This is a genomic window from Pelosinus baikalensis (assembly GCF_020819555.1).
Classification (GTDB): Bacteria; Bacillota; Negativicutes; order DSM-13327; family DSM-13327; genus Pelosinus; species Pelosinus baikalensis.
The window spans coordinates 23,401-46,535 of the sequence record NZ_JAJHJB010000032.1; the positions used below are offsets into that span (position 1 = coordinate 23,401).

General features: G+C 41.7%; 17 protein-coding genes and 1 other annotated feature. Of the genes, 13 read left to right on the top strand and 4 right to left on the bottom strand.

Going from position 1 to position 23,135, the window contains the following annotated elements:
- Nucleotides 1-28 precede the first annotated feature (28 nt).
- The 5 genes from LMF89_RS18620 to accC are packed head-to-tail and all read left to right on the top strand — an operon-like array spanning nt 29 to nt 4,567.
- Complete coding sequence (locus tag LMF89_RS18620; RefSeq protein WP_229536395.1) at nt 29-820, top strand: putative hydro-lyase; 792 nt, start codon at nt 29-31, stop codon at nt 818-820.
- Nucleotides 821-859: 39 nt separating this feature from the next.
- Nucleotides 860-1,624 (top strand): 5-oxoprolinase subunit PxpB, encoded by a 765-nt coding sequence (pxpB, locus tag LMF89_RS18625; protein ID WP_369412643.1) that lies wholly within the window; start codon nt 860-862, stop codon nt 1,622-1,624.
- A complete protein-coding gene (locus LMF89_RS18630) occupies nt 1,621-2,625 on the top strand; it encodes a 5-oxoprolinase subunit C family protein (protein WP_229536396.1) in 1,005 nt (334 codons plus the stop codon). Before pxpB ends, LMF89_RS18630 begins: the two co-directional genes overlap by 4 nt.
- A 54-nt stretch (nt 2,626-2,679) precedes the next feature.
- Entirely contained in the window at nt 2,680-3,153 is a 474-nt protein-coding gene (gene accB / locus LMF89_RS18635) for an acetyl-CoA carboxylase biotin carboxyl carrier protein (protein WP_229536397.1), read from the top strand.
- Nucleotides 3,154-3,202: 49 nt separating this feature from the next.
- Nucleotides 3,203-4,567, top strand: a complete 1,365-nt coding sequence (gene accC, locus LMF89_RS18640) for an acetyl-CoA carboxylase biotin carboxylase subunit (protein WP_229536398.1) — start codon at nt 3,203-3,205, stop codon at nt 4,565-4,567.
- Nucleotides 4,568-4,862: 295 nt separating this feature from the next.
- Here the strand turns inward: accC and ilvD are convergent, their stop codons facing one another.
- Complete coding sequence (gene ilvD / locus LMF89_RS18645; RefSeq protein WP_229536399.1) at nt 4,863-6,515, bottom strand: dihydroxy-acid dehydratase; 1,653 nt, start codon at nt 6,513-6,515, stop codon at nt 4,863-4,865.
- A gap of 60 nt (nt 6,516-6,575) precedes the next feature.
- Nucleotides 6,576-6,835: a binding site (T-box leader), on the bottom strand.
- A 322-nt stretch (nt 6,836-7,157) separates the two neighbouring features.
- On the opposite strand from ilvD, the gene LMF89_RS18650 reads away from it, so the two are divergent.
- The 8 genes from LMF89_RS18650 to LMF89_RS18685 all read left to right on the top strand — a co-directional run bounded on the left by LMF89_RS18650 (nt 7,158) and on the right by LMF89_RS18685 (nt 18,485).
- Nucleotides 7,158-8,420, top strand: a complete 1,263-nt coding sequence (locus tag LMF89_RS18650) for a methyl-accepting chemotaxis protein (RefSeq protein ID WP_229536400.1) — start codon at nt 7,158-7,160, stop codon at nt 8,418-8,420.
- A gap of 166 nt (nt 8,421-8,586) precedes the next feature.
- On the top strand, nt 8,587-9,921 hold the full coding sequence (locus LMF89_RS18655) for a GTP cyclohydrolase (protein ID WP_229536401.1): 1,335 nt from the start codon (nt 8,587-8,589) through the stop codon (nt 9,919-9,921).
- Nucleotides 9,922-10,180: 259 nt separating this feature from the next.
- A complete protein-coding gene (locus tag LMF89_RS18660; RefSeq protein WP_229536402.1) occupies nt 10,181-11,380 on the top strand; it encodes a M20 metallopeptidase family protein in 1,200 nt (399 codons plus the stop codon).
- A 42-nt stretch (nt 11,381-11,422) separates the two neighbouring features.
- The gene (locus tag LMF89_RS18665; protein WP_229536403.1) at nt 11,423-13,000 is read left to right on the top strand and encodes an AbgT family transporter; all 1,578 of its coding nucleotides are present in this window, start codon (nt 11,423-11,425) and stop codon (nt 12,998-13,000) included.
- A 203-nt stretch (nt 13,001-13,203) separates the two neighbouring features.
- Nucleotides 13,204-14,160, top strand: a complete 957-nt coding sequence (locus LMF89_RS18670) for a ferredoxin-like domain-containing protein (RefSeq protein ID WP_229536404.1) — start codon at nt 13,204-13,206, stop codon at nt 14,158-14,160.
- Between the two features lie 10 nt (nt 14,161-14,170).
- Nucleotides 14,171-14,842 carry a hypothetical protein gene (locus tag LMF89_RS18675; protein ID WP_229536405.1) on the top strand — a complete coding sequence of 224 codons (672 nt, stop codon included), beginning with the start codon at nt 14,171-14,173 and terminating at the stop codon, nt 14,840-14,842.
- A gap of 268 nt (nt 14,843-15,110) precedes the next feature.
- Complete coding sequence (locus LMF89_RS18680; RefSeq protein ID WP_229536406.1) at nt 15,111-16,715, top strand: peptide chain release factor 3; 1,605 nt, start codon at nt 15,111-15,113, stop codon at nt 16,713-16,715.
- Between the two features lie 231 nt (nt 16,716-16,946).
- On the top strand, nt 16,947-18,485 hold the full coding sequence (locus LMF89_RS18685; RefSeq protein WP_229536422.1) for a CYTH and CHAD domain-containing protein: 1,539 nt from the start codon (nt 16,947-16,949) through the stop codon (nt 18,483-18,485).
- Between the two features lie 184 nt (nt 18,486-18,669).
- Here LMF89_RS18685 and ppdK read toward each other — a convergent pair whose 3' ends face one another.
- From ppdK to ccpN, 3 genes are read right to left on the bottom strand one after another with little or no spacing between them, the layout of a single operon-like run.
- On the bottom strand, nt 18,670-21,327 hold the full coding sequence (gene ppdK / locus LMF89_RS18690; RefSeq protein ID WP_229536407.1) for a pyruvate, phosphate dikinase: 2,658 nt from the start codon (nt 21,325-21,327) through the stop codon (nt 18,670-18,672).
- Nucleotides 21,324-22,157, bottom strand: a complete 834-nt coding sequence (locus tag LMF89_RS18695; RefSeq protein WP_229536408.1) for a pyruvate, water dikinase regulatory protein — start codon at nt 22,155-22,157, stop codon at nt 21,324-21,326. The genes ppdK and LMF89_RS18695 overlap by 4 nt, the downstream gene beginning before the upstream one ends.
- 37 nt (nt 22,158-22,194) lie before the next feature.
- Entirely contained in the window at nt 22,195-22,830 is a 636-nt protein-coding gene (gene ccpN / locus LMF89_RS18700; protein WP_327078736.1) for a transcriptional regulator CcpN, read from the bottom strand.
- Nucleotides 22,831-23,135 lie beyond the last annotated feature (305 nt).

A 23,135-nucleotide genomic window follows, 5' to 3' on the forward strand; every position in this document is an offset into this window, starting at 1 on the left:
CTAGAGAGTTAATGGGAGGGTGTAGAAAATGAAGGATACTGCAAACATGAGTCCGGCAGAAATTCGTGCCATAATTCGGAACAACGAGTGGATAAAGCCAACATCGGGGATGGCAAAGGGGTTTACCCAGGCAAACTTAGCCATCTTAAAAAAGGATCTTGCTTTTGAGTTCCTCTTATTTTGTCAGCGCAATCCTAAACCTTGTCCGATTCTTGATGTAACAGAACCAGGTTCCCCGATTCCAAGGCTGATCGCACCTGGGGCTGATATCAGAACTGATATTCCCAAATACCGGATCTATCGATCTGGAGAATTAACGGAAGAAGTAACGGATATCATGAAATATTGGGAAGACGATATGGTTGCCTTTCTGATTGGGTGCAGTTTTACCTTTGAGCATCCCTTAATGAATAATGGAATTCCTGTTCGTCATATTGAGGAAAATTGTAATGTGGCAATGTATAAGACCAATATCCCTTGCGTAAAAGCAGGTCGCTTCGAAGGACCGATGGTTGTGAGTATGCGTCCGATTCCTGAGAAGGATGTGGTTCGCGCGGTTCAGATTACGTCTCGCTTTCCCGCGGTTCATGGAGCACCTATTCAGATTGGCAATCCAGGAAGGATTGGTATCAAAGATATTAATAAACCTGATTTTGGTGACCGAGTCACGATTAGGGAAGGGGAGGTACCTGTTTTCTGGGCATGTGGTGCTACTCCCCAAGCCATAGCGATGGAAGTGAAGCCGGAACTGATGATTACTCATGCTCCTGGGCATATGTTTATTGCTGATGTATTAGATGAGCAGTATAGTGTTTTTTAAAGATGTACTAAAATAAAAAGGTTCTTTCAAAAGATAGAGGTGATAAACTTGCATCCAAAAACTAGTAATATGGAATGTAGTGCAACAATGCTTCCCCTAGGAGAATCGGCTGTTTTAGTTGAATTTGGCGGAGGAATACATCCTGATACACACCGAAAAGTGAAAGCGTTTACAAAGTACCTTGATTGCCATTGCCTGCCGGGGATGATTGAATATGTATCGGCCTTCTCCAGTGTTACGGTATTTTATGATTCTCTTATGGTGAAGCAATTACACCAGGATCATGTAGAACTAAGAAAAGAGCCTTCTTATCGGATTATTTCTGTAATCCTGCAGAAGATTGTTGCAGAGCTTAGGACTGGAGAGGGTCAGGAATCGAGAATCGTTGAAATACCAGTCTGCTACGGCGGGGAACTTGGACCTGATTTAGTATATGTAGCAGAATATAACAAACTTACTGTGGACGAGGTGATCGACATCCATAGTATGGGCGATTATCTGGTATACATGGTTGGTTTTGCTCCAGGATTTCCTTATCTAGGCGGCATGTCAGAAAAAATTTCTACGCCAAGGCGTCAGTCACCGCGCATGACCATTTCAGCAGGGTCTGTAGGCATTGCAGGTATGCAAACCGGTGTTTATCCAATCCCAACGCCAGGAGGCTGGCAATTGATTGGTCGTACCCCTTTAGCACTTTTTCGTCCGAATGAAAATCCGCCCAGTCTCCTCCAAGCAGGAGATCGGATACGCTTTTATCCTATTTCCCAGCAAGAATATGAAGAATATAAGAGGGAACCTATATGAGTATAAAAGTTCTTCAGCCGGGTCTTTTGACAAGTATGCAGGATTTAGGGAGATATGGGTATCAAAAACATGGGGTTATTGTTAGTGGGGCAATGGACACTTATTCCCTGCGCATCGCCAATATTTTAGTGGGCAATCAAGAGGGCGAAGGAGCATTAGAAATGGCTTTGCTGGGGCCATCTCTTGAAATAGAAAAAGATAGTCTGCTAGCTATTACGGGCGGAAACTTATCTCCTACTATCAATGGTAAAGTAGTTCCAATGTGGAGGCCTGTTTATGTGAAAGCAGGCAGTATCCTGCAGTTTGGCGTTTGTAAGTCAGGCTGTCGCTCCTATTTAGCCATTGCAGGGGGCTACGATCTCTTGGAAGTGATGGGCAGTAAAAGCACGTATTTACGGGCTGGGATTGGAGGCTTTCAGGGACGGGCCTTGCAGCGAGGAGATGTGGTGGCAGTAAAGTCACTCCACGGAGCTTCTCTAGAGCAGATGGAATATTTCAAAAGGAAAAATTTATCGGAATCCTTTGTTCCATCATCCTGGTACGCAGGCAGACCGCCAATTCCCCAGGATTTGCGCCTCACTACAATTCGAATGACCCGAGGCCTCCAGTTTGAATACTTTACTGTAGAGAGTAAACGTCAATTGCTGAATGCTCCTTTTCAGGTTGCTGCTCAATCTGATAGAATGGGATATCGTTTGTCAGGGGTAAATTTGCAGTTGGAATCACCTTTAGAAATGATTTCGGAGGCTGTAGCTCTAGGGACTGTTCAGGTACCGCCAGATGGAAATCCCATTATATTATTAGCAGATCGACAAACTGTAGGGGGATATCCTAAGATTGGGCAGGTAGCGATTGTCGATGTTCCGATTCTTGCACAAGTTAGGCCAGGAGCAACAATTCAGTTTCAGGAGATTACTTTGGAAGAAGCAGAACGGCTTTATATTGCACGAGAAAATTATATACAAGAGTTAAAAACTGCAATCCAATTGAAATTTTTATAGCCTATGTCTGAATGTAAAAGACTAGGTTACCGTATAATACGAGGGGTGAAAGTCATGCTTACATTTGATGAAATAAGAGAAATTATAAAAATGATAGACCAGTCCTCTATACAGCATTTTGAATTGAATCAGGACGGGACCCAAATTGTTGTTGGGAAGTATGCTGTATCGTCACAAAAAAATATACCATTAGACTCTGAGGGGGTTAAAGAGACTGTTTCACAACGATCTACTGCAGCGATAAAGCAAGAATCTGTGAAATTTATTGCGGAATGTGAAGACAGCCATTTGCACAAGATCATGTCTCCTACTGTAGGGACGTTTTACTCCGCTCCAGAACCAGGTGCAGATCCATTTGTGAAAATTGGTCAGCAAGTGGGTCCAAGCACTGTGGTGTGTGTGCTAGAAGCTATGAAGCTGTTTAATGAAGTTGAAGCGGGTATTAGTGGAGAAATTGTGGAGATTTTGTTTAAAGATGGAGAGTTTGTTGAATATGGGGCACCTCTATTTCTGGTGAAACCAGAGTAAAAGCTGGTGATAATGAGGGAAATAGAATCATAACAAAGGGGCAGAAAAGATGTTTAAAAAAGTGATGATTGCCAATCGAGGAGAAATTGCGGTGAGAATCATCAGGGCTTGCCGCGAAATGGGCATTGCAACCGTTGCTGTATACTCAACTGCAGACCAGCAAGCATACCATGTAAAATTGGCAGATGAAGCATATTGTATTGGCCCTGCCTCTTCCAAGGACAGTTATTTAAATATTAGCAGCTTGTTGAGTATTGCTCAATTTACCCAGGTGGATGCCATTCATCCCGGATATGGTTTTTTGGCAGAGAATCCAGAGTTTGCTCAAGTTTGCTCTAACTATCAGATTACCTTCATTGGTCCAGAGGCGGATGCCATTCGTAAAATGGGGGCGAAAGCGATTGCCAGAGAAACGATGAAGCTGGCGGGTGTTCCCATCGTTCCAGGTACGGATGGACTTATCGAGGAAGTACAGATGGCCATTAAGGTCGCTAAAGATATTGGTTATCCTGTTATTGTCAAGGCAACCGCTGGCGGTGGCGGCAAAGGCATGAGAGTGGCCCAAGATGAGGAAGCATTAATCAAAGCCATTCGCCAAGCCCAGAAGGAAGCTCAGATTACGTTTGGCAATGCAGGTGTATATTTGGAAAAGTATTTAGAAGAACCCAGGCATATTGAAATTCAGCTTATGGCTGACAAATATGGAAATGTGGTATATCTTGGTGAACGGGATTGTTCCATTCAGCGTCGGCATCAGAAGCTGGTGGAAGAAGCACCTTCGCCTGCTCTTGATCAAACGTTGCGGGAGCAAATGGGAAATGCTGCCGTATTGGCAGCAAAAGCCGTGAATTATCATGGAGCAGGGACGGTAGAATTTCTGCTGGATAAGCATGGTCAGTTTTATTTTATGGAAATGAACACTCGCATTCAAGTTGAGCACGGAGTCACAGAGGCTATTACGGGTATTGATCTCATTAGGGAACAAATTGCTGTTGCTTCAGGAGAGCCTTTATCCTTTGGTCAGGAAGAGGTGAAAATCAATGGCTGGGCCATTGAGTGTCGAATTAATGCGGAAAATCCAGCAAATCATTTTATGCCGTCCCCAGGGAAGGTAGAAACGTATTTACCCCCAGGTGGATTTGGTGTGCGAATTGACAGTGCGGTATATCCCGGATATGAGATTTCTCCTTTCTATGATTCTATGGTGGCGAAGGTCATTGTTTGGGGGAAAAATCGGCAAGATGCGATTAATCGGATGCAACGAGCATTAGGGGAATTTGCAATTGAAGGAATTCATACTACCATCCCTTTTCATCAAAAATTGCTGAAACATGGCATGTTTATTCAGGGAGAATTTAATACTGGTTTCTTAGAAAAGTATAAAAGTGAATTTGATCCAGAATGTTATGAGTAAGTACTTGCAGGGATCAAATACGATAGGTGAGGTGAAATAAAAGAAGCCCAAAAGATCGTTGTCAGCCGGATGCTGTCAGGATCTTTTGGGCTTTTGTGTCCTTTGCGCCTTTGTGGCTCAATTCGTTCAGCCTTTCAAAGGTTTAATTTTTACAGTGCTTTAACTTTTAACAGGTAAATCACTTCTGTTTTTTCCTTTTTAAAGTCCATTTAATGACTAAGTCCCATACCCAGCATAATGAGTCCCAATAAATAGGGGATATAGGTTCCAAGAGGTTTGAAGGGGGCTGGCCTCCTTATTCTAATACGGCACCCTTATTGGCTGATGTGACAAGACGGGCGTAGCGAGAGAGATAACCTGTTTTGATTTTTGGCTCAGGTTGTACCCAATTTTGACGACGCTTTGCCATTTCTTCATCGCTAATGTTTACGATGAGGGAGCGCTGAGGAATATTGATGGAAATCACATCGCCATTTTCTACTAAGGCGATGGGGCCTCCCTCCATGGCTTCTGGCGACACATGACCAATGCAGGCTCCTTGAGTAGCACCGCTGAAACGTCCATCAGTAAGCAGAGCAACCTTTAATCCCATGCCAGTAATAATAGCTGTTGGATTTAGCATTTCTTTCATACCGGGACCGCCTTTGGGTCCTTCGTAGCGGATAATCACCACTTCGCCATCTTTTACTTGTTTTGCTAATAGAGCTTCAATGACTTCTTCTTCTGAATTAAAAACATGGGCAGGGCCTTCAAAGACCAGCATGTCTTCCTTTACGGCACTTTCTTTTACAATGGCATTGTCGGGAGCCAGATTGCCGGCAAGAACAGCGATACCGCCAGTTTTCCGATAGGGATTATCAATCGTGTGGATGACATCTGCGCGTGTAATTTCAGCTTGCTCTAGGCGTTCAGACAATACTCCGGTTACTGTCAAAGCATCCGTATGCATGACACCAGCTTTAGCAAGTTCTTTCATGACAGCATTGATACCGCCTGCTTCGTTTAAGTCCTGCATGTGGTGGGTGCCGCTAGGACTTAACTTGGTAATGTAAGGAGTTTTGGCACTGATTTCTTCAAAGAGGGAAAGGGGCAAAGCAATTTGGGCTTCATGAGCAATGGCTGTTAGGTGTAAAACCGTGTTAGAAGAACCACCGATTCCCATATCTACGGCAATGGCATTTTCAAAGGCTTTACTTGTCATGATATCCCGAGGGCGAATGTTATTCTTGATTAAGTTCATAATAACAGCGCCAGCTCTCTTGGCAAGGGTTTTCCGTGCTCCTGTATAGGCGGCAGGAATGGTGCCGTTGCCGGGAAGTCCCATGCCCAGAACTTCTGTTAAACAGTTCATGGTATTGGCAGTAAAGAGACCAGCACAGGAACCACAGCCAGGGCAAGCGGATTGTTCCATGGTGTCAAGTTCTTCAGCACTGATTTTCCCTGCTTCAAATTTTCCCGCTGCTTCAAACATCGTACTCACACTAATGTCTTTTCCTTGGTAGCGTCCTGCGAGCATTGGACCACCGCTTACCACGACACAGGGAATATTGATTCTCGCAGCTGCCATGAGCATAGCGGGCACGATTTTATCACAGTTGGGGATTAGGATCAAACCGTCAAAGGCATGACCTCCAGCCACGGCTTCAATAGAATCGGCAATGAGTTCACGGCTAGGTAGGGGATACTTCATGCCTTTATGTCCCATAGCAATTCCATCACAGATACCAATAGCCGGGAATTCCATAGGTGTCCCGCCAGCGGCAGCAACACCAAGTTTAGCTGCCTGTACAATGTCTTTTAAGTGTCCATGACCGGGAATAATCTCGTTGAAAGAATTGACAATACCAATGAGGGGTTTATTCAAGTCGTCCTTGTCATACCCCATGGCATAAAATAAGGAACGATGGGCTGCTCTGGTTGAACCTTTTTTTACAATGTTACTATGCATAATAATAATAATAATAGCCTCCTTCATTTTGGTAAAAAAAATAAACCCACTGCCACCCTAAAAAGGGGCAAGAGGTTTCTCTCGCGGTACCACCCTTGTTGTATTCAAAAAGTATGAATACATCTCTCATCAGGTCTATTACTAAACCCTAGAAATTAACGGCTGCGTTCCATTACGAACTGATTCCGGCGCGGCCTACTCAATGTTTTCAGCCTTGCAGTTCAGGAGTGACTCAAGAATATACATATGTTACCGGCTCCCACCTTACCCGGCTCTCTAAAAACATAGGGGTATTTCTCTTTCTCCATCATCACTTTTAAAGTGTAAAGTTGTAAACTTATTGTTAGATTTATTATAATAGAATTTTCGAATATGTCAACAGTAAAAATACAAAATTACATATTGAGAATACTTCCCATAACAATCGATGAAAAAAAGATAGAAAAAAGGCGCATTGTGTTACTTGTAGTTTGTTGTTGTTTATTATATAGATTTTGTCATTCTTGACTTATTTCGACAAAAAAAGCACGAAAAGATGTATATAATTAAGTGAATAATGAAAAAATTCACGCAGTATTCTAGTAGTTGTACTGCGATAAAGGAAGAGGGAGTGGAAAAGTGGATAGGCGAGGTTTTTGGGGAATGAGAAATCGGTTAATTGCAGCTTTTATAGGGGTTATACTAGTTCCTTTAGTACTGATTAGTTTTTTTCTTGGGATGACGATAAGATCGCAGAAGCAAGAAGACGCTAGCAGCGTAATCATAGCAGTAGCATTGCTATCCATACTGTTGGCACTTGTTGTGGCGTTTTTTGTATCAAGACATTTCTTACGGCCTCTTATTGCCGCCATTAATCATATTGGTGAATTTGGAGCTGGTAACTTTAAGACGAACTTGGTACAGCAGTTTAGCACTCGTACTGATGAGCTAGGGGAATTGTCTAATGCAATAGTGAAGATGCAAAAGGATATGATCATCTTACTGAGCCAAGTACAGCAGATAAGTCAAGGTGTTGAAATCAATTCGGATAAAATGAAAGCCGTTGCAGAAAAAAACAGTCATTCCATTAAAGAGGTGGGTCTGTCCGTCGGGCAGATTGCGAGTGTATCAGTGAATCAATCTCAGGAGATGGAGTCTGGTGTGGGGCGTATGCACGAGCTTGTAGATCATGTTAAGGCTGTGCAGGTTTATACTGATGAGATGGGGCAAAGCTATGGGGAGATGTGCAGCTTAAATGACAAAGTAGCAGGGATTATATGTTCTTTAACGGAAAAGATGACAGAAGGCAGGCAGGCTTCTCAGGATGTGGACAGTGTAGTACGAAAAGTAAATGAAATGATTGGACAAATTGGTTCGATCACTACGGTGATCGAGCAAATTGCTGCACAAACTAATTTGCTGGCTTTAAATGCTTCTATTGAAGCCGCGCGAGCGGGAGAACAGGGACGGGGATTTGCTGTAGTGGCGGAAGAGGTTAGGAAGCTGGCGGAGCAATCCGGCAGTGCAGTTAAAGATATTAAGGTATTGATTCAGGATGTTCAGCAGCAGTCTAAAGTTGCTGTGTCTTCTATCGAAAAGGCTCAGCAGGTTGTGAGTGATCAGGAAGAAACAGTGAATGCGACATGGACCATTTTCGAGGAAATTGCCGTAGCCGTTGAGTCTCTCACGGATAAAATGTCTGAAATGCAGAACCGATTTACGGTTATGAGTGGTAAAAGTGAAGAGATTGTGAATGTATTTAGCAATATATCAGCAGGATCAGAGGAAACCTCTGCTATTACCCAGGAGGTTCACACGGTCACAGAAAAGCAAATACTTGACATGAATGAAGTAACAGTTGGTATGAGTGATCTGCATGATATGGTGGGACAACTTCAGGAGAAAATATCCAAATTTTCCATATAGTAAAAAAGAGAATGCTTTTATGGATAAAGCCATAGGAGCATTCTCTTTTTTATATATAGAAGAATAAAATATTTAAGGCTGCAACTTGTCTTAACAAAAGTTTTTTGATGGATTAGGATTTTATGCTATAATTGCTGTGAATAAGCTGGTAGGTAAGGTGAAAATAGTGAAAAAAATTAATCTTGCAATCGTGGGGCCATCTGATTCTGTTGCATTGATCAGCGAGACTGTTTCTGAACGCAGTGATGTTGTGGATATTTTGCCTGTGGTGTATCAAGATGCTTCTGAAGTGCCTGATATCATTACTAAAATGGATAATCGTATTGATGCATGGTTATTTTCAGGAAAAGTTCCTTACATGTATGCCAAGAATTCTCAGAGAACGATAAAGCCGTTGTATTATCTTCCCCATACTGGCTCTAGTTTATATCGTGCTTTGTTGCAAATATTACATATTGAAAACTTGAAAATTAATAGAATTAGTTTTGATACTTTTTATAGAAAAGAAATTGAGGAATCTTTTGGAGATATACCTATCCCTGTTCCTCCTTTTTATGTAAAAGACTATGATAACATTATTTCTGCTAATGAGATTACCCAATATCACTATCATTTATGGCAAAAAGGTGAAACAAACATTGCCGTAACATGTTTCCTCTCTAGTTATCAAGAATTAAAGAAACTTGGTGTTCCTACCTTTCGTATATGGCCGACCCGGGATAGTATTCGCACTACGTTGGCAATCGCAATTAGTAAAGTTGAAGCAATCCGATCCAAGGGGAGCCAAATAGCAATTCATCACATCGCGATCGATAATTATGAAACCTTTATTTCAGAATCTTCTTCCAGTTATGGAGTAAAACGCATTGAATTACAACTTTATGAGATATTAATACACTATACGGAAATGTTAAGAGGTTCTATTTTGATGCAGGGAGATGGACATTATATTATCTACTCTACTCGCGGCATCATAGAGAGTCTGACTAAGGAATTTACCATCATGCCTTTATTAGAGGAAATTACCTATAAAATGAACATCAATGTAAGTGGTGGAATCGGCTTTGGTCCTACTGCCTATGCAGCAGATGAAAATGCTCGTATTGCATTAGGATTAGCAAGGCAAGCTGGTTCTTCGAAATGGATGGTTGTTCTGGATGATAAGTCAGCAATTGGACCACTTAGTTCGAACACTCATTTGCAATATGCTATAAGATCAGATGATTTAGCAATGCAGAACTTGGCTGACAAGTTAAATATAAGAATGACAACTGTATTTAAAATGATTGCTGCTTTTAAACAATTTGACAATGCAATCGTTAATGCAGATGATCTTGCACTTTACCTTTCGATTACACCTCGCAGTGCTAGACGATTGCTTAGCAATTTATTAAACAACGGTTTAGCCGTTAATTCGGGAGAAGAAGGCGCGGGTAAAGGTCGACCCCGAAAATTATATCGTATCCTGCTGGATAAAATCGTGGCTCCACCTAAAGAATAATTATTAATGTGTTAAAAAAGGTCTGAAAAAAAAGACTTTCCAAATCTGCAATAGTAAGATATAATTATAAACAAGATATTGATGATATGGTTTCTAAAAATAATAATATGATTGAATAGAGCAATGAGGCTTTGTGCATAGGGCGCAAAGTCTCATTTTATTTTTAACCATTAAAGGAAATTTCCATAAATAGACCGAATTGCAGAATGAATAAAGAATTCTGTATCAATGATACAGATGAAATGAGGGTGATAAATATATGTGGGATCATAGACAAGAGATTGAATTACAGCAAATAGTTACTAGTTTGCGGCAAGACTTCCATCGCCATCCTGAACTAAGCGGTAAAGAAAAACGTACACGAGAAACCATTGAGACATTTTTAAGAAATATTGGAGTAACAGTTCAGACCTTTGTTAGTCAATATGGTCTGTGTGGTGTTATTGAAGGTGATCAACCTGGACCTATTATTGCTTTACGGGCAGATATGGACGCATTGCCCATAATTGAAGAAAACAACGTTCCTTATCAATCTCTCTATAAAGGAAGCATGCATGCTTGTGGTCATGATGGACATATGGCTATTTTAATGGGAACCGCCGTTATGCTGATGAAGCATCGCCACCAATTAAAAGGTACTGTGAAGCTTATCTTTCAACCAGCAGAGGAAGCTGCTCCCTTAGGTGGCGCAACAGCGATGATGCAGGAGGGTGTCTTAGAAGATGTTGACGCCATATTTGGATTACACCTATGGCCTGACATCCCTTATGGCACCATTGGTATTAAATCAGGTGCTTTTATGGCGGCTTCCGATCGTTTTACCATCAATATTCTGGGGCGTGGTGCCCACGCGGCACAACCTCACAAAGGTATCGATTCCATCACCATGAGTGCTGATATCATCCAAGGTTTTAATCATATTATTAGCCGGCAAATAGATCCACTGGAAGTAGCAACGATATCCATTGGTGCAATTCATGGCGGTGAGCGTTATAACGTAATAGCCAAAGAGGTGATGGTGGAAGGTACTATACGTACGTTGAATGAAACTACCAGACAAGAAATCCCAAGACGAATGGCTGCGGTTTTGGAAGGAATTACGAAGTCTCAAGGGGGCGATTATGTATTTGACTATCAGCAAGGCTATCCCGCTTTAAGGAATTGGACGGAACCTACAGAAATTGTAATTCAAGCGGCCACCAAAGTGATTGGGAAAAACAATATATGTACTGATATAAAACCTGTTCTAGGTGCTGAGGACTTTGCCAATTATCTTACTAAAATCCCAGGAGCCTTCTTTTTCCTTGGCTGTGCTAAGGCTGGAGAAGATACTCCGATTTTACATAATTCACGATTTGACATTGATGAAAATGCTTTGTTAATAGGGTCTAAGCTTCTATATCAAATTGTATTAGAGGTAATGAAGTCTTACAAAGCGATAGGAGGTGAAGCTTACTAAACTGCACGATGGCACTTATCACCAAAATATAGGAGGTACATTATGAGTCAATTAGGATATGCCCCGCAAAAAGATAATTCTTCTGGTACGAGTACTTTTCAAAAAATCTTAGATGTAATTGAGTATGTTGGCAATAAGTTCCCTTCTCCCTTTATTTTATTTTCGATGCTAGCCTTGGTGGTACTCGTAATTTCAGCCATTTTTGAAGGAACTGCAGTTTCTTATATTGGTAAAGGTGGAAAAGCAGTTGATGTTAAAGTGCTTAGCCTGCTAAATGCAGATGGTTTTCGTTATATTATGACCGATATGGTTAAAAATTTTATTAATTTTCCACCATTAGGACTTGTTGTCGTCATGATGCTAGCTATGGGTTTAGCAGAGGCTACTGGGTTTATTGGGACTTTAGTTCGTAAAATCATGCTTGGAGTGCCCTCCTGGGCTATCACAGCCACCATTTTTTTTATTGGTATTAATGGAAACTTGGCATCTGATGCAGCTATGGTTTTTGTGCCTGCTGCGGCGGCTGCTGTCTATGCCAGTATGGGAAAAAATCCAATACTAGGTATGTCTATTGCCTTTGCGGCAACGGCGGCAGGATTTAGTGCAAATTTTATTCCTGCAGGAACAGATGCACTGGTTGCTGGTATTACTCAGTCGGTCATTGGAAATGTTGCCGCTACTGCTAATTCGCCAGCTCATCCTCTCATTAATTATTATTTTATGAGTTCCTCAGTTGTTCTTTTAACCATTGTAGGAACCCTCGTTGCTGAGCAAGTAGTCTCACCTCGTTTAGATAAGTTAGAAATGAAAGAACTACAAAATGGAATTAATGAACACCTAGTCACCCCAGAAGAAAAGAAAGGGTTAGCGTATGCTGGTTGGACTGCTTTAGCCTATATCCTATTATTACTAATACTACTTGTTCCAGAATACGGAGTACTTCGTGATCCTAAGACCCATCTGTTGATTCCTAAATCGCCATTTTTAGATGGCATTATCCCCATCTTGTTTTTCTTCTTTTTCTTTATTGGCATCGCATTTGGTATTGGAAAAGGAGTCATAAAAAAAGAAAGTGATATACCTAAGTTCTTATCTCAAGGTCTCTCAGGATCTCTTAGCTTCATAGTTACTGCTTTTTCAGCAGCACAATTCATTGCATGGTTTAATAAAACGAATATTGCAACTGTTATTGCAGTTAAAGGGGCAAACTTATTACAGAGCTTAGATTTTACAGGTGCCGCTCTGGTCATTGCGTTGATTTTACTTTCCGGCTTTGTCGACTTATTCGTAATCAGCGGTTCAGCAAAGTGGTTAGTTTTGGCTCCTATTTTTGTTCCTATGTTTGGTTTATTAGGATATGAACCAGCTTTAACACAAGCCGCTTATCGAATTGGTGAGAGTGCAATAAATTCAGTTACACCATTAAACTATTATGTACCAGTCATGCTTGGAATTATGGCTCATTATATGAAATCAGAAGAAAAAGTAGGTATGGGGACCCTCATGGCAACTCAGATTCCATATGCTCTTGCCTTCTTAGTAACATGGACATTGTGGCTGTTGTTATTTATGGCTCTTAACCTTCCCCTTGGACCAGGCGCAAATATATTTCTTAAATAGAATAGTATTAAAGTTAGATCGCTCTTTTCTTTATCAAATGAGTTACTGTAAATAGTGAAGAATCCTGTTATGCAACAATAGCAGGATTCTTCACTATTTTATTTATGAGAAACTTTCAAATATTTTTTATAAACTTGATATAGATCACAGTTAAGATGCGAATAATGGGGTATGATAAAGATAATATTTGAGGAGGTGGCACAATGTTACCTAAAGGTGCTAATTTACAAAAGATTCATAATGGCAATCGTACGTATGCAATCACACCCCATTTGCCGGGAGGATTTATCAAACCTGATTTAATGAGAAAATATGCGGATATAGCCGAGAAATACCATGGTGTTATGAAGTTGACTTCCGCTCAACGGATTATGATTACAGGTCTTAAAGCGGATGATATTGAAAAAATTTGGGAAGAGCTTGGTATGCAGCCGGCTATGGGTTTTGCCAATTGTGTACGTAGTGTAAAAATATGTCCTGGTAATGTTTTTTGCAAAAGAGGCAAGCAGGATAGTATTAAACTGGGTATGGAACTTGACAAGCTGTACCATAAAAAAGAAATGCCGTCTCGCATGAAATTTGGTGTAGCCGGCTGTGCCAATTCTTGTTCAGAGGTGTATGTAAAAGATATTGGCGTCATGGGAAGCGATATTGGCTGGGATATTTATGTGGGCGGTACGGCTGGTGCCCATCCTCGTTTGGCGGATCTCTTAATTGAAGGTTTGGAATATGATGAAGTTATACGTATCGTACATGTTATCGTTGAATATTATCAAAAGAATGCTGATATTGAACGTGTGGGACAGTTTATTGATCGAATTGGTATGAAAAAATTTAGAGCGGATGTATTGGCTGCTTTCTATCAAGGCGTGAGCCAAACGACAGAACCTTTGGTGCCTCAATCCCAAGAAGGACGAGAAATCGCTCCTGTAGCAGGCGGGCTTACAGAAGGAACATTGGTATTTGGTGATAAAATTACAGAAGAGAGCGTAATTAGTGATATTATCAGGGTTTATCCTCAAACGGTTCCTGTATTCCGGTCCTTTGGCATGGGATGCTTAGGATGTCCATCAGCCACAGGAGAAGCTTTACACAAAGCAGCCGGAATCCACGGGCTTGATGTAAAGGAAATTTTAGCAGGATTAAATAATGTAATTTAGGAGGCTCATCATGAGTGCATTTTTAGGTCATATTCATTACTGGTTATATCATAAAATCGGGCGGGTAGTAGAACGCGAGCAGCTGATCTTTCAGAAGGCTGAAGAAATGTGTGGAGCTACGGCAGAGGAACTGCAGTCTCAGGTTTGGCAGATTTATGGTCAGCCTTTACCGGATACGGAGCTTGGTGAGTTAATTGATCATACGAATATTCATGGCTGGCTGCAGCGTCAGATTACAATTGCAGAAACGAGGGAAGCTGCTTTCATTAAAGAATTGCTGGATACTTGCGGTGGTGCCGCTCAGGATATTGTATTATCCGCCTACGCTGAACATGGTAAGCTGTGTGGTGAACATGCCAAAGCTCAGGGGAAATATGATGGACAAAGAGCAGCCGGGATTTATCAGGCAGTGAATGACTATGTACTAAATGGCATGCCTTGTGATCAGGGCGATGTAGTAACGGTAAATGAAGATGATAAAGTGATCTGGGAGGGTGAAATCTGCCTGCAGGAACGAAATTGGACGAAAGCTGGCGTGGATAAAGCCTTTATGAAAGAATGCTATCAGAAATGGTTTGTTGGTTTTGTGAAAGCTCTAAATCCTGCATTTGTTTATAGCCAAAAAGCTGATACTTTAAAGGGGAGTCCGGTGAATCGACACCAGATTTTGAAAGAAGCATAGTACAAGAAAAACATAAGGGCTGCCAGATTGTTGGCAGTCCTTGTTTTGGTGCCCTTTGTGTACTTTGCGTCTTTGTGGTTCGATTCGCTTTATATGCTTCTCTTTAACCTTCGCGTCTTCGCGGTTCAAAACTTTTTTTAAAAAAAGCATGAGAAATAGGAGTATAGGGTAGGATAATATTTGACATTTTAGATAGGTAAACATATAGTAATAGAAGAGTAATTTTGTATAGTGCAGGTATGAGTGTAGGGGGTTTTTTACGATACATATGGAAGAGTTAGAATTGACGATTAATAAACGACGAACATTCGCGATTATTTCCCATCCGGATGCTGGGAAAACGACATTAACGGAGAAATTATTATTGTACGGCGGTGCCATCCGTTTGGCAGGATCAGTAAAATCTCGTAAGGCAGCAAAACATGCTGTGTCTGACTGGATGGAAATTGAAAAGCAAAGAGGTATTTCTGTAACTTCTAGTGTGCTGCAGTTTGATTATGATGGATATCGGGTGAACATCTTGGATACACCTGGTCACCAAGATTTTAGTGAAGATACATACCGTACTCTTATGGCCGCAGATAGTGCTGTGATGCTAATTGACGTGGCAAAAGGGGTAGAGGATCAGACGAAGAAACTGTTTCATGTATGCCGCCAGCGGGGGATCCCTGTATTTACCTTTGTCAATAAGCTGGATCGCTATGGCAAGAATCCTTTTGAGCTAATGGAGGAAATTGAACAGGTATTAGGGATAAGGGCATATCCTATGAATTGGCCTGTAGGTATAGACGGCAGTTATGTTGGTGTTTATAATCGCCAGCAGGCGCAAGTGGAATTGTTCGCCAAAGATGGCGCCCATGGGCAGTCTGTATTGCCTTCCACGATGGGGAGTGTTAGTGACCCTGCTTTTCGTGAATTGTTAGGTGAGAGTGTTCATGCTGCGTTGTGTGAAGATATTGAACTTTTGGATATGGCTGGAGATGCTTTTGATTATGATCTCGTAGCTGCTGGTGAACTTACACCTATGTTTTTCGGTAGTGCCATGACCAATTTTGGTGTAAGACCTTTTCTGGAAGAATTTTTGAAACTGGCACCTGCACCTGTAGCACGTATTTCCAGTGAAGGGGAAATTAATCCTGCAAGTGAGGAGTTTTCTGCCTTTGTCTTCAAAATTCAGGCGAATATGAATCCTGCTCACCGTGATCGTCTCGCATTTATTCGCATCTGTTCCGGTAAGTTTACCAGAGGGATGTCTGTGTATCATGCTCAGTCAGGTAAAGCCATTAAGCTGGCTCAGCCTCAGCAGTTCCTGGCTCAGGAGCGTACCATTATTGATGAAGCGTATCCTGGTGATATTATCGGTTTATTTGATCCTGGAATTTTTGGAATTGGAGATACGTTGTGCCAGGAAGGGGCTAAATTTACGTTTCAGGATTTCCCGGTATTTCCGCCAGAGCAGTTTGCCAAGGTCCAGCCCAAAGATACAATGAAGCGAAAACAATTCGTTAAAGGGATGACCCAATTGACCCAAGAGGGGGCTGTTCAGGTCTTCCGCCAGAGCGAGTTTGCATCCGAGGCCTTTATTATTGGTGTAGTTGGCTCGCTGCAATTTGAAGTGCTGGAGTATCGATTAAAAAATGAATATGGTGTAGAGCTGCTTATGGATCGTTTATCCTTTAGTGTTGCTCGCTGGTTAACCGGCGATGAACAGGCTATTAAATCGATGAAGAGCATTGACAGCGGTATGATGATCCGTGATATCAAAGATCGCCCAGTGCTTCTACTCAGCAATGAATGGGCAATTCGCTGGGTTAGTGAACGAAATCCCGGTGTGGAATTCCTAGAAATTCCACCAAACTCTGCATCCTTTTAACAAAACGCCTCAAAGTCAGCAAAGTGCTGGCCTTGAGGCGTTTTCTATAATCGCCTAGAAAGTATAAGTTCCTTAAAATCCCTTTGTGTCCTTCGCGTCTTTGCGGTTCAAAGATTTTTTAAGAACTCTGGGTGTTTTTCTTAAAGCAAGAATCTTTTATGGAGGACATTGACAAGCTATGGGGCATGCTATACTCTGGGATAAAGAGAATATGACGATTTTGGTAGGATGGTGATAGGATTGCCTAATCATATGGAAACGGAATTGAAGCTGAGTTGTGCCGATGAGAGTGTATGGGAAAAAATCATGACAGCAGAGGCGTTGGCAGCAGTGACTGTTTCTGGATCAGAGATTACCCAGCAATTAGAAGCTCGTTACTTTGATACACCTAGTCATGCATTGCAAAAAGCACAGTTGGCTTATCGTCTGCGCCGAGAAGGCGAAAATTGGATTGCCACTGTCAAAGGTGGTGGTTCTTCTAAGGGAGGGCTGCATGCCAGGTTAGAATGGAATGTAGTTGTTTCCGATAATGAACCCGATGTACGAGCCTTTGCTCATACTGAAATTGGTGAACGATTGCAGGAAGTAGTAGGTGATGAAATATTAGAGCCTATTTTAATTACTTTCTTTGAGCGGCGAATAGTAGAGGTTGTTATGCCTGATAGCAGTACGATTGAAGTAGCTGCTGATAAAGGTGCTATTATTGCAGGAGAGAAGACATCGCCTATTTTAGAAATCGAATTAGAATTACAAACAGGAGAGCCTAAAGCATTATTTATGCTGGGCGCTGCTTTATCCAGGGAGTTTCCTTTGCTGCCAGAACCGGATAGTAAGTTTTATCGAGGGCTCTTACTGGCAGGTCTAGCGACTGTACAGCAAAAGAAAAATTCTGTACCTCAGGTGGATACAGCCAAGCCTGTTAGTGAGGCTGTAGCTATATTGCTGATAGACCTGATTCATCATATTCTAACGGCACAGCGGGCTTTTCTTGAAAATCCCCAGCTGCCGGAATTAGTCCATGAACTGCGTATTTGCTTGCGGCGTCTGCGATCGGTATTGGAGTTTGCCGAACCCTTGAACGTAATCAAACAGAACACTTGGTATCAGGATGAATTAAAAAAGTTTGGTCAAAGGCTGGCCAAAGTGCGAGAATTAGATGTAGCCTATGCCAGCTGGCGTCAATTACAGGACTATCAGTCTAAGGAAAGAGGCGCCAAAGTCTGGTTAGGAGATGTTCTGGCTGAGAGTCGCAATCAGGAAATGGAGAAGATTGTAAGTGAATGCAGCTCCGGTTTGGCAACGCCCTTATTATTAGGTTTGTGGGGCGAACTTTTAGATAATGACTGGCAGCAATCTATCGTTTCTGATCATACAACGGAAAAGTTTGTTAGCAATGGTTTAGTCAGTTGGATCAAGAGGGTGAGAAAAGAAGCCGAATCTGTGGTTTGGGCGGATGTCAACGATGTTCATAATTTACGATTAGGAATCAAGAAACTTAAGTATGTAGTAGAAGTAATGCAGCCGTTGCTAGGTGATAGAGCCTCTATTGCAGAACAACTGGAAAAACTGCAAGATACCCTGGGGATTATAACAGATGCTCGTAGTACGGAGATTTTGCTAAAGGCATTATTACGGAGCAAATCCAGCAGGGCAGTACATTTAGAGGCAGGCATGCTGATCGGCTGGCAAATGCGCGAACAGCTGCAGCTGCAAAAGAAAGCAAATAAAAATTGGAAGAAATTCAACCGTGCAGCGAAAAAGTGGAAATAGGAAAAGAACCCCTGGCGCATTTTATTTTGCCCCAGGGGTTCTTACCTATAAGATCAAATTTATGAGTTTTGTAAGTGAAAAAATATAAGTAATTATCAACCACAAAGGCACAAATAAAACCCTTTGTGTACTTTGTGCCTTTGTGGTTCGATTGTTTTATATGTTTTTAAAGGACGCTTTTTTCTTATTTTGTTCCGTAATTTTCGCCTTTGCTGATGGCAGCTTGTGCTGCGGCTAAGCGGGCGATGGGGACTCTATAGGGAGAGCAGCTGACAAAATCAAGACCAATTTGGTGGCAGAATTCGATGGAGCGAGCCTCGCCGCCATGTTCGCCGCAAATACCAATTAGAATATCCGGTCTGGTTTTGCGCCCGCTTTCTACAGCAATTTCCATCAGTTTTCCTACGCCTTTGCGATCGATGGTGATAAAGGGGTTATCGGGTAAGAGTTTCATATCTAAATAATCATTTAGGAATTTACCTTCCGCATCATCACGGCTAAATCCTAGGCAGGTTTGTGTTAAATCATTGGTACCAAAGCTAAAAAACTCCGCTGCTTCTGCTAATTCGCCAGCTAAGAGGGCTGCCCGCGGCAGTTCAATCATAGTACCGGATGTATAATGGAAGCTTACTTTATATTTTTCCATAGTATCTTTAGCAATTTTATCAATTTTCTCTTTGAAGAAATTCATTTCTGCGCTGCCGATGGTTAATGGAATTTCAATTTCAGGTAAGACTTTGTAACCTTCGGTGGTGAGTCGGGCAGCTGCATTGCAGATGGCTTGTATTTGCATTTCGTATATCTCTGGGAATGTAATGCCAAGGCGGCAGCCCCGATGCCCTAACATTGGATTGGATTCATGGAGAGCGCGAACTTTTCTAAGTAGGGCTTCTTTTTGTGCTAGCAGTGTCATATTTTCCTGGGTAATTTGGAGGGTAGTCGTTTCAATCAGCAGTTCGTTCATACTTGGAAGGAACTCATGAAGTGGTGGGTCTAAGAGACGAATGCAGACGGGATAGCCAGTCATGACTTTTAAGATACCATAAAAGTCTTCTTCCTGCATTGGCAGTAAATGAGTTAAGGCGGTTTGGCGTTCTTCAAAGTTCTCTGCCAAAATCATTTGCTGTACATGTGGCAGGCGATCCTGACCCATAAACATGTGTTCAGTACGAGTTAATCCAATGCCCTTGGCACCGAACTCTAAGGCTTTTTGTGCATCTGTAGGATTGTCGGCATTGGCTCTAACTTCTAGTTTCTTATATTCATCGGCCCAATGTAATAGGGTTAGGTATTCCGTAGATAGTTCAGGATCTTTCATGGGGACAACGCCTGCGATGACCCGCCCTGTTGCGCCGTCAATGGAGATTAGATCTCCTTCTTTTATGATCGTTTCTCCAATTGTGAAGGTCTTAGTATGATAGTTGATTTTTACTGCTTCACAGCCGCATACGCAAGGTTTCCCCATACCGCGAGCTACTACTGCTGCATGGCTGGTCATGCCTCCCCGGCTGGTTAAGATACCTTGTGCGGCAATAATGCCATGAATATCGTCAGGTGTAGTTTCCGTTCGCACCAGCATCACTTTTTGTCCTTTTTTGCCCAGCTCTTCTGCATGATTGGCATCAAAGACGACGGCGCCGGAAGCGGCACCGGGCGAGGCTGGTAAACCCGTAGCCATAATATCCAGTTTGGCGTTAGGGTCAATCTGGCGGTGAAGCAGCTGATCAAGCTGGCCCGGTTCGATCAATAACAGGGCTTCTTGTTTGCTGATCAAGCCTTCTGCCGCTAGATCATGAGCGATTTTAATACTTGCTTGGGCAGTACGTTTGCCATTTCTAGTTTGCAGTATATATAAAGTGCCCTTTTCAATGGTAAATTCAATATCTTGCACATTTTTATAATGTTTTTCTAAGATTTTAGCCGTCTTAGCAAACTGAGCATAGACTTGAGGCATTTCTGCCTCTAATTTTGCAATTGGCTGGGGAGTGCGAATGCCCGCTACGACGTCTTCCCCTTGGGCATTTGTTAAGTATTCTCCATATAATAGATTTTCACCATTGGAAGGATTTCTGGTAAAAGCCACACCAGTACCGCAGTCATTGCCCATATTTCCAAATACCATAGACTGAATATTAACAGCAGTACCCAGGTCATGATCAATCTTATTCAGATTGCGATAGATAAAGGCTCGTTCATTATTCCAAGAGCGAAACACCGCTTCAATGGATAAAAATAATTGTTCCATTGGATCTTCAGGGAATGCTGTGCCTGTTTTTTCTAATACGAGTTCTTTATAACTGTCGATTACTGCCCGCAAGGTATCTGCAGACATTTCTTGATCAAAGGTAACACCTTGCTTCTTTTTGTGCTGCGTCAAAAGCTGTTCAAATTCATATTTGTGAATTTCCAATACAACATCACCAAACATTTGGATAAAGCGGCGATAGGAATCATAAGCAAACACCAAATTGTTCGTACTTTTTGCTACCACTTGTACCGTTTTTTCGTTTAAGCCAAGGTTTAAGATGGTATCCATCATACCTGGCATTGAAAATACGGCTCCAGAGCGAACGGAAACTAACAGGGGATTTGTTACATCCCCTAGCTTTTTACCAATGGTTTTTTCCAGATGAGCCAAATTCTCGCGCACCTCTTCTATGATCTGACTTGGAAGCTTTTTGCCATTTTCATAGTATTCTTTGCAGGCGGCTGTGGTGATAGTCATACCTGGTGGTACAGGCAGACCAATATTGGTCATTTCTGCCAGATTCGCTCCTTTTCCTCCTAAGAGTGAACGCATATCGGCGTTGCCTTGATCAAATAAATATACGAATTTTTTCATTGTTCAACGACTCCTTTACGGTAAAAATCTAGAACTCTCTCAGCAGTTTCTTCTGTTGCTTTATTTGTAATGTCAATGACAGGGCAACCGACTTTGCGCATAATATCCTGGGCATAATCGAGTTCTTCAATAATACGTTCTAAATTGGCATAGTTGCTGGAAGGCTGTAGTCCCATTGCTTTTAGCCGTTCTCTACGTATTTCAAATAATAAAGACGGTTTGATAGTAAGTCCGACAATTTTATGAGCAGCCACCTGAAACAGTTCAGACGGCGGCGGAATTTCTTTTACTAAAGGTACATTAGCAGCTTTAATGCCTTTATGTGCAAGGTACATGCATAAAGGTGTCTTTGAGGCCCTTGATACACCTGTAATGACAATATCTGCTTGTAAGAGACCGCGGGGATCTTTTCCATCATCAAATTTTACGGCAAATTCAATGGCTTCAATTTTAGTGTAGTAAGCTTGATCTATTTTGCGAATGAGGCCCGGTTCGTTGCGAGGGGACAAGCGAGTAACTGCTTGCAGACCATCGATGACAGGTCCCATAATATCGACATGTGTTATTCCTAAGGCGTGAGCTTTGGTTTCTAAAACCTCTTTTAAATCCGGACGAACTATGGTATAGAAGATCGCTCCGTTTCTTTGGGCTGCTTTTTCTAATATGGCATCAATTTGTGCAGCGGATTTTAAATAAGGCTTGCGTTCAAGCTCAATGTTTGCACCATTAAATTGACTAATCGCCGCTTTTACAACCAATTCTCCTGTTTCACCAATGGAGTCAGAAAGTATATATACAACGGGAACTTGGCTGTTATGTAGAGTATTCAAAGAGGGCCTCCTTCGTTTTGGGATTTTGAATAAACGATTATTTTTCTGCCAATTGAACAAAAAGTCGTGTGATGTTGGTTTTGGTAAAACGACCAACTACCTGATATTTTGTGGTTTCACCTTCTTTTATGATTTTTACTACCGGCAGGGCGTCTACTTGGTGATATAAAAGCTTCTGAGCGGCTGACAACACCGATTCCTCTGGCGTTGTTAAGATGATTTTTGGCATTCGTGTCATAATAATATTGACGGGAAGATCGTTGTTATTTTTGCCTCCCATCGCTGCCTTTAACAGATCTTTTCGTGAAAGGGCCCCTTCTAAGAAATTGTCTTCGGATACTACGAAAATCGTTCCCACGTCTTCTGTAAATAAGGTAACGATAGCGTCATAGACGGTGCTGTTTTCTCTTACCACAATGGGCGAAGAAAGAGTATCGGCAATGAGAATGGCATCAAAAGACATGGTATTTAGCTGCTGCAAGTCGCGGCCTGTAAAATAATAGCCAACTTTCGGTTTCGCGCTGACAAGCTTGGACATCGTCAAAATAGCTAAATCAGAACGAAGAGCTGCCCGGCTGAGGTTTAGTTTTTCTGCAATTTGATTGCCGGTAATTGGACCGAGGGTTTGTATTATTTCTAGAATATTAGTCTGTCGTATGGTAAGTTGTATAATAAAATCACCTTCTACATTATATAGTGCGCACTATATGTGGAATTTACATTATATAGTATACTACATTGATCCAATAATACCTGCTTATTTATGCACCAAAGTATAATTTTTTTTATTAGGTATTTTAGAAAGTTTACGTTTTATAGGTGAAAAAATATAGATATTACGAACCGCAGAGCCGCAGAGTGCGCTGAGGGGGAATTATTTTCGGTTCTTTTATATCCTTTAGATATATTTACTATTTATATGCAGATGCCAGTACAAATACTATCAGTATTATATCCACTGTTGTTGGAGTGGAAAGT

Bases quoted from the DNA above. Each gene is read 5' to 3' on its own strand.
- LMF89_RS18650 (WP_229536400.1), top strand. From the start codon at position 7,158: ATGAGAAATCGGTTAATTGCAGCTTTTATAGGGGTTATACTAGTTCCT.
- accB (WP_229536397.1), top strand. From the start codon at position 2,680: ATGCTTACATTTGATGAAATAAGAGAAATTATAAAAATGATAGACCAG.
- LMF89_RS18630 (WP_229536396.1), top strand. From the start codon at position 1,621: ATGAGTATAAAAGTTCTTCAGCCGGGTCTTTTGACAAGTATGCAGGAT.
- accC (WP_229536398.1), top strand. From the start codon at position 3,203: ATGTTTAAAAAAGTGATGATTGCCAATCGAGGAGAAATTGCGGTGAGA.
- LMF89_RS18620 (WP_229536395.1), top strand. From the start codon at position 29: ATGAAGGATACTGCAAACATGAGTCCGGCAGAAATTCGTGCCATAATT.
- LMF89_RS18680 (WP_229536406.1), top strand. From the start codon at position 15,111: ATGGAAGAGTTAGAATTGACGATTAATAAACGACGAACATTCGCGATT.
- LMF89_RS18670 (WP_229536404.1), top strand. From the start codon at position 13,204: ATGTTACCTAAAGGTGCTAATTTACAAAAGATTCATAATGGCAATCGT.
- LMF89_RS18660 (WP_229536402.1), top strand. From the start codon at position 10,181: ATGTGGGATCATAGACAAGAGATTGAATTACAGCAAATAGTTACTAGT.
- ppdK (WP_229536407.1), bottom strand. From the start codon at position 21,327: ATGAAAAAATTCGTATATTTATTTGATCAAGGCAACGCCGATATGCGT.
- LMF89_RS18665 (WP_229536403.1), top strand. From the start codon at position 11,423: ATGAGTCAATTAGGATATGCCCCGCAAAAAGATAATTCTTCTGGTACG.
- LMF89_RS18675 (WP_229536405.1), top strand. From the start codon at position 14,171: ATGAGTGCATTTTTAGGTCATATTCATTACTGGTTATATCATAAAATC.
- ilvD (WP_229536399.1), bottom strand. From the start codon at position 6,515: ATGCATAGTAACATTGTAAAAAAAGGTTCAACCAGAGCAGCCCATCGT.